The sequence below is a fragment of the Kocuria sp. UBA1838 genome (assembly GCF_002338785.1).
In the GTDB taxonomy this organism is placed as follows: Bacteria; Actinomycetota; Actinomycetes; order Actinomycetales; family Micrococcaceae; genus Kocuria; species Kocuria marina.
Window position 1 is genome coordinate 140,000 of record NZ_DDIY01000006.1, and the last position, 9,777, is coordinate 149,776.

7 protein-coding genes are annotated in these 9,777 nt (G+C 69.6%); 2 read left to right on the forward strand and 5 right to left on the reverse strand.

Translation table 11 applies throughout. The features are described from left to right. Window positions 1-29: 29 nt before the first annotated feature. From B3I25_RS03890 to B3I25_RS03910, 5 genes are all read right to left on the reverse strand, one after another. Complete coding sequence (locus B3I25_RS03890) at window positions 30-1,196, reverse strand: ABC transporter ATP-binding protein (RefSeq protein ID WP_286737859.1); 1,167 nt, start codon at window positions 1,194-1,196, stop codon at window positions 30-32. A gap of 276 nt (window positions 1,197-1,472) precedes the next feature. After that, entirely contained in the window at window positions 1,473-3,215 is a 1,743-nt protein-coding gene (locus tag B3I25_RS03895; RefSeq protein WP_131333293.1) for a pyruvate dehydrogenase, read from the reverse strand. Window positions 3,216-3,855: 640 nt separating this feature from the next. Next, a complete protein-coding gene (locus tag B3I25_RS03900) occupies window positions 3,856-5,262 on the reverse strand; it encodes a class II fumarate hydratase (RefSeq protein ID WP_064846178.1) in 1,407 nt (468 codons plus the stop codon). A gap of 148 nt (window positions 5,263-5,410) precedes the next feature. Beyond that, on the reverse strand, window positions 5,411-6,061 hold the full coding sequence (locus B3I25_RS03905; RefSeq protein WP_082943280.1) for a carbonic anhydrase: 651 nt from the start codon (window positions 6,059-6,061) through the stop codon (window positions 5,411-5,413). Window positions 6,062-6,184: 123 nt separating this feature from the next. Next, a complete protein-coding gene (locus B3I25_RS03910; RefSeq protein ID WP_064846180.1) occupies window positions 6,185-6,862 on the reverse strand; it encodes a DUF4245 domain-containing protein in 678 nt (225 codons plus the stop codon). A gap of 140 nt (window positions 6,863-7,002) precedes the next feature. On the opposite strand from B3I25_RS03910, the gene glpX reads away from it, so the two are divergent. Both glpX and B3I25_RS03920 read left to right on the forward strand, forming a co-directional pair. Further along, the gene (gene glpX / locus B3I25_RS03915; RefSeq protein WP_064846181.1) at window positions 7,003-8,013 is read left to right on the forward strand and encodes a class II fructose-bisphosphatase; all 1,011 of its coding nucleotides are present in this window, start codon (window positions 7,003-7,005) and stop codon (window positions 8,011-8,013) included. Between the two features lie 75 nt (window positions 8,014-8,088). Further along, a complete protein-coding gene (locus tag B3I25_RS03920) occupies window positions 8,089-9,642 on the forward strand; it encodes a hypothetical protein (protein WP_286737863.1) in 1,554 nt (517 codons plus the stop codon). Window positions 9,643-9,777: the final 135 nt, after the last annotated feature.

Here is a 9,777-nt window from a genome sequence, read left to right on the forward strand (position 1 = left end):
GACGGCTGAGCGGAGCCCGCGGCGTGGGATCAGTCGGGCAGTCGCAGGCCCGTGGTGGTGTCGAACAGGTGGGCGCGCTCGGGATCGGGGGCCACCCACACGGTGGTCTCCACGCGCGGTGGCTGCCGACCGTCCACGCGGATCACGAGTGGGCTCGCATCCGCCTCGGTGTTCAGGCCGGTGTTAGGAACGGTGTCCTCGTCCTCGCCGTGGGACGTGGCCACGGGGGTCACGTGCTGGGCGGTGCGCTGGTCCAGGTGACCGTATACGTACGCGTCCGCGCCGAGCTCCTCGACGACGTCCGCGACCACGGCCAGTCCGTGACCCTCGGAGGAGATCACGAGGTCCTCGGGGCGCACCCCCACGGTGACCTCGGGACCCGTGAGCGCCTCCCGCGCGGCCGGACTCAACTGCCAGGACAGCGTTCCGAGTTCCACGGTGTGCTGGGGGCTCACGGTGGTGCGGAACAGGTTCATGGCGGGCGAGCCGATGAACCCGGCGACGAACTCGTTGGCCGGGCGGTCGTAGAGTTCCCGCGGGGTGTCGACCTGCATGAGGCGGCCGTCCTTGAGCACCGCGACCCGGTCACCCATGGTCATGGCCTCGGTCTGGTCGTGGGTCACGTACACCGTGGTCACGCCCAGCCGGCGGGTCAGGGACGCGATCTGGGTGCGGGTCTGGACACGCAGCTTGGCGTCCAGGTTGGACAGCGGCTCGTCCATCAGGAACACCTGGGGCGAGCGCACGATCGCACGGCCCATGGCCACGCGTTGCCGCTGGCCACCGGACAGGGCCTTGGGTTTGCGTTCCAGGTAGTCGGTGAGGTCCAGGATCCTGGCCGCCTCCTCGATGCGCTGGTTGCGCTCGGACTCGGGAACCTTGGCAATCTTCAGGGCGAATCCCATGTTGTCCCGCACGCTCATGTGCGGGTAGAGCGCGTAGTTCTGGAACACCATGGCGATGTCCCGGTCGCGGGAGGCCACGTGGGTGACGTCCTCACCCCCGATCCGGATGGCGCCGTCACTGACGTCCTCGAGGCCCGCGAGCATGCGCAGGGTTGTGGACTTGCCGCAGCCCGAGGGTCCCACGAGGACCAGGAACTCCCCGTCGGCGATTTTCAGACTGAGATCGCTGACGGAGGGGCGTTCGGCGCCCGGGTAATGACAGGTGACGTGTTCGTACTGCACGCTCGACATGGCGATCCTCTTTCCCGGCAGGCACGTGCCGGACGATCCGTGGGAGAAAAGGGGCACAAAAGTGAAGTGCTTCACTCTCAGATGTGAGCATATCCGTCGCGTGTGATTCACACCACCCTGGTGGTTCGCGACCCGGATATGGCGAAGGCCCCGGGTAACCAGGGGTCCCCGGGGCCTTCGGGACGCACGGGCCGAGCGGCGTCGTCGCCCGGGCCGAAGAGCGGGTCAGGCATCCGGCTCGGAGCGTGGGTCAGTTGCGCGGGACCGCCGCGCCGGTCAGCCGCGCGGGATGTTGCGCAGGTTGGAGCGGGCCATGGAGACGGCCTCACCGACGCCGCGGTTGAGCACGATGCGGGACATCGCTGTGGCGAAGCCGAAGACCTGGTCCTTCTTGATCTCCGGGGGGATGGACAGGGCGTTGGGGTCGGTGATGACCTCCACCACGGACGGGCCCTGGTGGGCGAGTGCGGTGGTGAACGCGGACTCGAGGTCCTTGGGCTTCTCCACCCGGATGCCCTGCATGCCCATGGCGGTTGCGATCTGCGCGTAGTTCGCCTGGGGTACGTCCACGCCGAAATCCGGTAGCCCGTCCACGAGCATCTCCAGCTTGACCATGCCCAGCGTGGAGTTGTTGAACACCACCACGGTCACGGGCAGATTGTAGGTCGCCAGCGTCAGCAGCTCGCCCATGAGCATGGAGAGCCCGCCGTCGCCCGACATCGAGATGACCTGGCGTCCCGGATGGGCCAGCTGCGCGCCGATCGCCTGCGGCAGGGCGTTGGCCATGGACCCGTGCAGGTAGGAGCCCAGGATGCGACGAGTGCCGAGCGGGTTGATGTAGCGGGCGCTCCACACGTTGCACATACCGGTGTCCGCGGTGAACACGGCGTCCTCGGCGGCCACCTGGTCCAGGATGGACGCGGCGTACTCGGGGTGGATAGGCGTGATCTTCTCGACCTTGCGGGTGTACGCACCCACGGCCTTGTTCATGAGCTTGTCGTGCTTGGCCAGGGTCTTGTCCAGGAACGAGCGGTCGGACTTGACCGTGAGCTCGGGTAGCAGCTTGAGGATCGTGGATTTCACGTCACCGTGCACGGGGATGTCCACGCCGGTCCGGCGCCCGATCACGGTGGGATCGGTGTCCACCTGGATGGTGGTGACGTCCGGGAGGAACTGGTCGTACGGGAAGTCCGTGCCGAGCATGACCATCACGTCCGCGTCGTGCAGCCCCTCCGCCGCGGCGCCGTAGCCCAGCAGCCCGGTCATGCCCACGTCGAACGGGTTGTCGTACTGGATCTGGTCCTTGCCGCGCAGCGAGTGGCCCACGGGCGCCTTCAAGGTGTCTGCGAGGGCAATCACCTCGTCGTGGGCGCCGGCCACGCCGATGCCCGCGAAGATCGCGACCTTCTTGGCCGAGTTCAGGGCCTGGGCCATGCGCTCGACCGTCTCGTCCGAGGGGACCACGGCGCTCGGTGCCGGCACGGCGAACGGGCGGGCTTCCACGGCGGCGTCCGAGTCCGCGAGATCGCCCGGCAGCGTGACCACGGAGACGCCCGGGCTGGTGACGGCGAACTGGATCGCGGAGCTCACCACGGCGGGGCACTGCTGCGGGGTGCTCACCAGCTCCGAGTACACGGAGCACTCGGTGAAGATCCGGTCCGGGTGGGTCTCCTGGAAGTACTCGGAGCCGATGTACTGCGAGGGGATGTGGGAGGCTATGGCCAGTACGGGCGCACCGGAGCGGTTGGCGTCGTAGAGCCCGTTGATCAGGTGCAGGTTGCCCGGCCCGCAGGAGCCCGCGCACACGGCGAGCTTGCCGGTCAGCTGAGCCTCAGCGCTCGCTGCGAACGCACCGGCCTCCTCGTGGCGCACGTGCACCCAGTCGATCCCACCCTTGGCGGAGCCGCCGGTGCGGCGCACGGCGTCCACGATGGGGTTCAGGCTATCGCCCACCACGCCGTAGATCCGTTCCACACCTGCTTCCACTAGCTGCTGGACGATCTGCTCTGCAAGTTTCACACTGTCTCCTCGGGGGAACGGCCCGCCGCGGGAGCACCCGGGCTGGCATCACGAATGTCTCTGCCACCCAGGGTAGTCCCGGATCCTTGCGGTCAAAGAGATCTGTGGGCAACGGAACACCGGTGCGTGCGGCGTCCCACGAGGGCCCCGCGGCCGCTCGGTCCCGCGCCGCCGCGCGATCGCCCCGTACATGACATGATGGAGCCCGTGAGCATTCGCACACTTACCCCGTCCGATCGTGAGCCCACCGTGTCCCATGCGGGGACCACGGCGCCGCAGTTCCACGTGCATCTGAGCGGCCGCGGGAACGCGGGAGCGCCTCGGGCTATGTCGCGCATCAGCGGGGCGGTGGGGGAACACCCGGGTGCGGGTGCTCGAACCGTGGCACGGGCGCAGCGTTCCTGCGCCGTGGCCGGCGCCACCGGGGTCTCCCGGTGCGCGGCCTCCTCACCCCGGAAGGCGTGACCTTCCGTAGGACCTCCCCGACCGCTCGGCGGTCAGGAGGTCCCCGCCGCGACGAAGAACTCGGCCACCCGGTGAACGGGTGGCCGAGTTCTGCCGTTGACGGGGTGCCGCGAGCACGCCCCTGTTTCCCGGGGCGCTCACCGGGGGCCGGTGAGCGCCATACGGGACGAGCGGATCAGTGCTTGCCGGTCATCGTGGTGACGTCCAGGGCCTTGTCCAGCTGCTCCTCGGTGAGCTTCTCGCCGTCCACGTAGCCGAGCTCGATGGTGGCCTCGCGCACGGTGACCTTGTTGGCCACGGCGTGCTTGGCGATCTTCGCGGCGGCTTCGTAGCCGATGGCCTTGTTCAGCGGGGTCACGATCGAGGGGGAGGCCTCGGCCAGGAAGCGGCAGCGATCCTCGTTGGCCTGCAGCCCGTCCACCATCTTCTCCGCGGCCACGCGGGAGGAGTTGGCGAGCAGACGGATGGACTCGAGCAGGTTCGCGGCCATCACGGGGATGCCCACGTTCAGCTCGAATGCGCCGTTGGTGGAGGACAGCGCCACGGTGGTGTCGTTGCCGATCACCTGGGCGGCCACCTGGATGGTTGCTTCGCAGATCACGGGGTTGACCTTGCCCGGCATGATCGAGGATCCCGGCTGCAGGTCGGGGATGTGCAGCTCGCCCAGGCCCGTGTTCGGCCCTGAACCCATCCAGCGGATGTCGTTCATGATCTTCATGTACGAGTACGCGATGTTGCGCAACTGTCCTGAGGCCTCCACCAGCCCGTCGCGGTTGGCCTGCGCCTCGAAGTGGTTGCGGGCCTCCGTGAGGGGCAGACCGGTCTCCTCGGAGAGCAGCTCGATCACACGCGCGGAGAAGCCGTCCGGGGTGTTGATCCCGGTACCCACGGCCGTGCCGCCCAGCGGCACCTCGGCCACGCGCGGCAGGGACGCGTCGATGCGCTCGATGCCGTAGCGCACCTGGGCGGCCCAGCCGCCGAACTCCTGACCCAGGGTCACGGGGGTCGCGTCCATGAGGTGCGTGCGCCCGGACTTCACGACGTCCTTGAACTCCGAGGCCTTCTTCTCCAGGGAGATCGCGAGCACGTCCATGGCCGGCTTGAGGTCGTTGATCAGCGCGTTGGTCACGGCCACGTGCACCGAGGTGGGGAACACGTCGTTGGAGGACTGGGACGCGTTGACGTGGTCGTTGGGGTGGACCTCCACGCCCTCGGACTCGAGGGAGCGCGTGGCCAGGGTCGCGAGCACCTCGTTGGTGTTCATGTTGGAGGAGGTCCCCGAGCCGGTCTGGAAGACGTCGATCGGGAAGTGCTCGTCGTACTGGCCAGAGGCCACGGCGTCCGCGGCGTCGCGGATGGCCTGGGCGCGCTGGGCGTCGAGGACACCCAGTTCCTCGTTGGCCGTGGCGGCGGCCTTCTTCACCTGCGCGAGCGCCTTGATGTGCTCGCGTTCCAGGGTGGTGCCGGAGATCGGGAAGTTCTCCACGGCGCGCTGGGTCTGGGCTCGGTAGAGCGCGTTCTTGGGGACGCGGACCTCACCCATGGTGTCGTGTTCGATGCGGTACTCGGTGTTTTCTGCCATGGCCCACAGTTTAGGCCCACGGCCCCGTCCTCAGCCTTCGCGGTCGCCGTACTACCGCGGTGCGGAGGACGACGACGCCGTGTGCCCGGGAGCGCGCGGCGTCGTCGTCATTCAGCAGGGCATGGGAGGTGAGATCCGGGAGGGGGACTCACGCGTCCCGGAACGCCGGGTCGTTGCTGTAGACGAGGTCCGCCTGGCCGTCCGAGAGGTGGTAGAACACGCCGACCACGGCGGCTTCGCCCCGGGAGACCGCGCCGGAGATCGCCGCGGACTGGTCGAGCATGCGCGCCGCGGTCTGCTTGGTGTGCTCCACGACCATGTCCTGTAGGTCCGTGTGGCCCTGCCTCCGGGCCTCGAGCACCGACGGCGTGATGCGCTCCACGAGGTCCCGCTGGAAACCGCGGGGCAGTTCCCCGGATTCCACGGAGGCCTTGGTCGCGGTCACGGCGCCGCACGAGTCGTGGCCGAGCACCATGATCAGCGGCGTGCCGAGGACCTCGATCGCGTACTCGAGCGTGCCCAGGACGGCGTTGTCGATCACCTGGCCCGCGGTGCGGATCACGAAGGCGTCGCCGAGCCCGAGATCGAAGATGATCTCCGCGGCCAGGCGGGAGTCGGAGCACCCGAAGATCACCGCGAACGGCTTCTGGGACTGCGCGAGGTCCTTGCGGCGCTGGGCGTCCTGGTGGGGGTGCAGGGTGTCACCCGAGATGAACCGGGCGTTGCCCTCCCGCAGTTTCCGCCAGGCCCCCAACGGGGTGCGGGGTGTGTTCTCCACGGCAGACGGCTGAGTGCTCACGCTGATCTCCAAATCTCGAAGGCACGATGGCTGGGCCGGGTCGGCTCGCTCGGGTCCTAGACTAGCCCCGGTTCCGGGACCTCGGTTCGACGGCGTCGCTGCGCCCGGTCCCGCTGCCCGGCGTCACTGCCCGGACACGGCCCCCGCGACGTGCTCGAACTCGGCGCTCGGGGCCTGGCCGCTGAGCACCACCGTGGAGTCCTTGAGCTCACCGACCCACGCGGTGAACTCGTCCTGCTTGCCCGACGCGTCACGGTGATGGATCTGCCATGTGATCCCATTGACCGTGCGCTCGTCCGTGGGCGGGATCAGCTGGGTGCGCTGCGCGAGCCACGTGGGATTGGACCGGGCGGTCTGCGCCATGTCCACCAGGTGGTAACCGGGGGAGAGGAAACCCACGTTCCACAGGGGGACGCCGTCCTGGGACTGCGCCTCCCAGCGCGCGTAGTTGGCGCTCCACCCGTCCCCCAACGCCGGGGCCGCGGGGGTGAACGGGGCCTGGTCACCCGCAAAGCGCGCCTCCTCGCTCACGTCCACATGTGCTCGGTAGGGCTGGGCATCGGGCTTGGGCTGCAACCACAAAAACGGCAACAACAGGAGGATGAGCACGAGCATGGAGATGACCATGCCGCGGATGGGTGCGTTGATCCGCGAGGCCTGCTTGCGGGTGAGCTGCGGGACCGGCGCCTGACCCGCGTCCGGGGTGGCGGCGTCGTCGGCCGCGGCGGAGGCGGGCGCGGCGTGCGCGTCGCGGGGATCGGGGGAGGACCCGGCACCGGGACCGGAAGCGGAAGAACTCACGGACCCATTGTGCCGTGCTCCCGGGGACCGGCCCAATCCTGGGAACCCGAGGATATGCTGGACGTACGTGTCATGGTGGTGCCGCCGGGGCCCGGCAGGCGGCCACCGGGGCGACCCGAAACTCGAATGTGAGGAACAACGTGGCAGAAGCGACCCAGCAGAGCAGAGCGGGCAATGTGGCGGACCGGAATTTGGCCTTGGAACTGGTGCGGGTCACGGAGGCCGCCGCGATCGCGGGTGGCCACTGGGTGGGCGCCGGTGACAAGAACAGCGCGGACGGCGCGGCCGTGGACGCCATGCGTTCGTTCCTCTCCACCGTGGACTTCAACGGCACCGTGGTGATCGGTGAGGGCGAGAAGGACGAGGCCCCCATGCTGTTCAACGGCGAACAGGTGGGCGACGGCAAGGGCCCGGCTTCGGACGTCGCCGTGGACCCCATCGACGGCACCCGGCTCACCGCTCTCGGCATGAACAACGCGCTAGCCGTGATCGCCGTGGCGGACGGCGGCTCCATGTTCGACCCCTCCGCGGTGTTCTACATGGACAAGCTCGTGGTGGGCCCCGAGGCCGCCGATCTCGTGGACCTGCGCCTGCCCGTCAAGCAGAACGTGCACCTCGTGGCCAAGGCCAAGGGTGTCAAGGCCAACCAGGTCACCGTGTGCGTCCTGGACCGCCCCCGCCACCAGGGCCTCGTGGACGAGATCCGCGCGACCGGTGCCCGCACCCGCATGATCCTCGACGGGGACGTCGCCGGGGCGATCGCCGCGTGCCGTGAGGGCACCGGCGTGGACATCATGATGGGCATCGGCGGCACGCCCGAGGGCATCGTGACCGCGTGCGCCGTCAAGGCCACCGGCGGTGTGATCCAGGGCCGGCTGGCCCCCACGGACGACGCCGAGCGGGAGAAGGCCGCCGCCGCAGGACTCGACGTGGATCGGATCCTCACCACGGACGAGCTCGTGACGTCCGACAACTGCTTCTTCGCCGCCACGGGCATCACCGACGGCGACCTGCTGCGCGGTGTGCGCTACCGCGGGCGCACCATCACCACCCAGTCCATCGTGATGCGTTCGCGTTCGGGCACGGTGCGCATGGTCGAGGCCGAGCACCTGGCCAAGAAGTGGGAGAAGTACGAGCGCAACCAGGGCTGATCCCCGACACTCTCTACACACCGCGCGCGTGTTCACCCCGGTCGGGGAGGGCACGCGCGCGGTATGTGCCCGGCTATGCTGGAACGCGTTGTGGGCCTGAGGAGAGGAAACCCCGTGGCGCTGAGCGTGACCCCCTGCGGAAATCGGAAGACCTGGGACGCCCGGGTCCGTGTCACGGGCGGACACCCCGAATTGCTGTGGGGCATCGGTGACGCCGAGGCCCTGACCGCGCAGGACGCCAGGGTCGAACGCGTGGCCGTGGATCGGGGTCAGCAGACCGTGGGCTACAGCCAGTTGGTGATCCTGCGGGAGGACCTGCACACGGTGGTGGACGCCCGGTCCCTGCACGTCAAGAATCCGCGCCACCTCACGGAGGTCCTGGCCGCGTTGCAGGACCACGCCCGCACGGCACACGAGGCCGCCGTGTTACGGGTGAGCCCGGACACCGACGCCACCCCCGAACTCACCGAGCTGCTCACCGGCGCGGGCTACCGCCGCGCGGACAAGCCCCGCAAGGGGGAGGCCGGACCGCGTCACCTCGTGGTGCGACTGGGCGAGACCGAGGGTGAGCTGTCCAAGCGGTTGTCGGACGACACGCTGCAGCGCTGCCGCGCCGGGCTGCGTGATTCCGGCGTGCGGGTGCGCCGGGTGCGCGCCTCGGACCGCGATCTGTCCAACGTGGGTCTGCGCAGTGAGTACATCCGTGAACTGTTACGCGCCGTGGGGGAGAACTCCGTGTTTCTCGTGGCCACCGAGCACCTCGAGGATGGGACGGAGACCGCCCTGGGGTACCTGTGGTTCGTGCACACCGGGGAATCCGCCATGATCTACCGGCTGGGTTTCACCGATCGCGCCCGCCAGCTGGGCGTGGACGACGCCCTCCTGCTCACGGGCCTGGTCCAACTGCAGCAGCGCCAGGTGCACAAGGTGCTCGCGGGGGACCCCGACCGGCCCTCGCAACCCATGGTGTTGCGCGAGCTCGCGACCGAGGAGCACGAGGCCCCCGGCACGTGGGAGTACCCGCTGCTCGGCGAGTTCCAGGTGGCCGGCCGTGTGGAGAAGACCCGGCGCCGGTTCCTGGGCAGACGCTCGAAGAACGCGGCCCCCGACGACCTGTTGCCGGAGCAGCCCGCGGTCCGCGACGACGCCGCACCCGAGCCGACGACGTCGGCCGCGGCCCCCCACAACGTGCCCCAGCCGGCACGCGCCGGGAACGCGACTGCCGGGTCCGCGGCTTTCGAGGGCTCGCCCGTCGAGCCATCCGACAGTCTTACCGCAGCGCGGTCCCGTGAGGACGACGCCGCGCCGTCCTCCCGGACGAGCCCCGGGGTGGACGCCGATCCGGATCTGGTGCGCTCCGCGGATCAGCTCCCGGGCGGTACATCGAAGGACTCCGGGGCGACCCGTTCACCACGCTCGGCGCGGGGCGGCATGATCACGGGCATGCTTCCGGGCCCGCTGGCCCGCCGCAAGCGGACCGCGCAGTCCACCGGCACACCGGTCACCGGAACCCCGAGCACGGACGGGGACACGCAGAGCGCTTCGCGGCGTCAGAGCGCGGCCGCCGGACTGCTGCGTCGCGCCGTCGAGGAGGGCCGGGCGGCGGTCCGCGACGCCGCCCGCTGGTGAACGGGTCCTGACCTGCGGCGCACGCCGTGGACGGTGTGGACGACTCGCGCGAGCCGAGGCGCGCGGCGCGAAGAGGGCCGTGCCTGGCCGCACGGCGCGGCCGGGACGAGACGTGCCCGCCCGGGAGACGAGCCC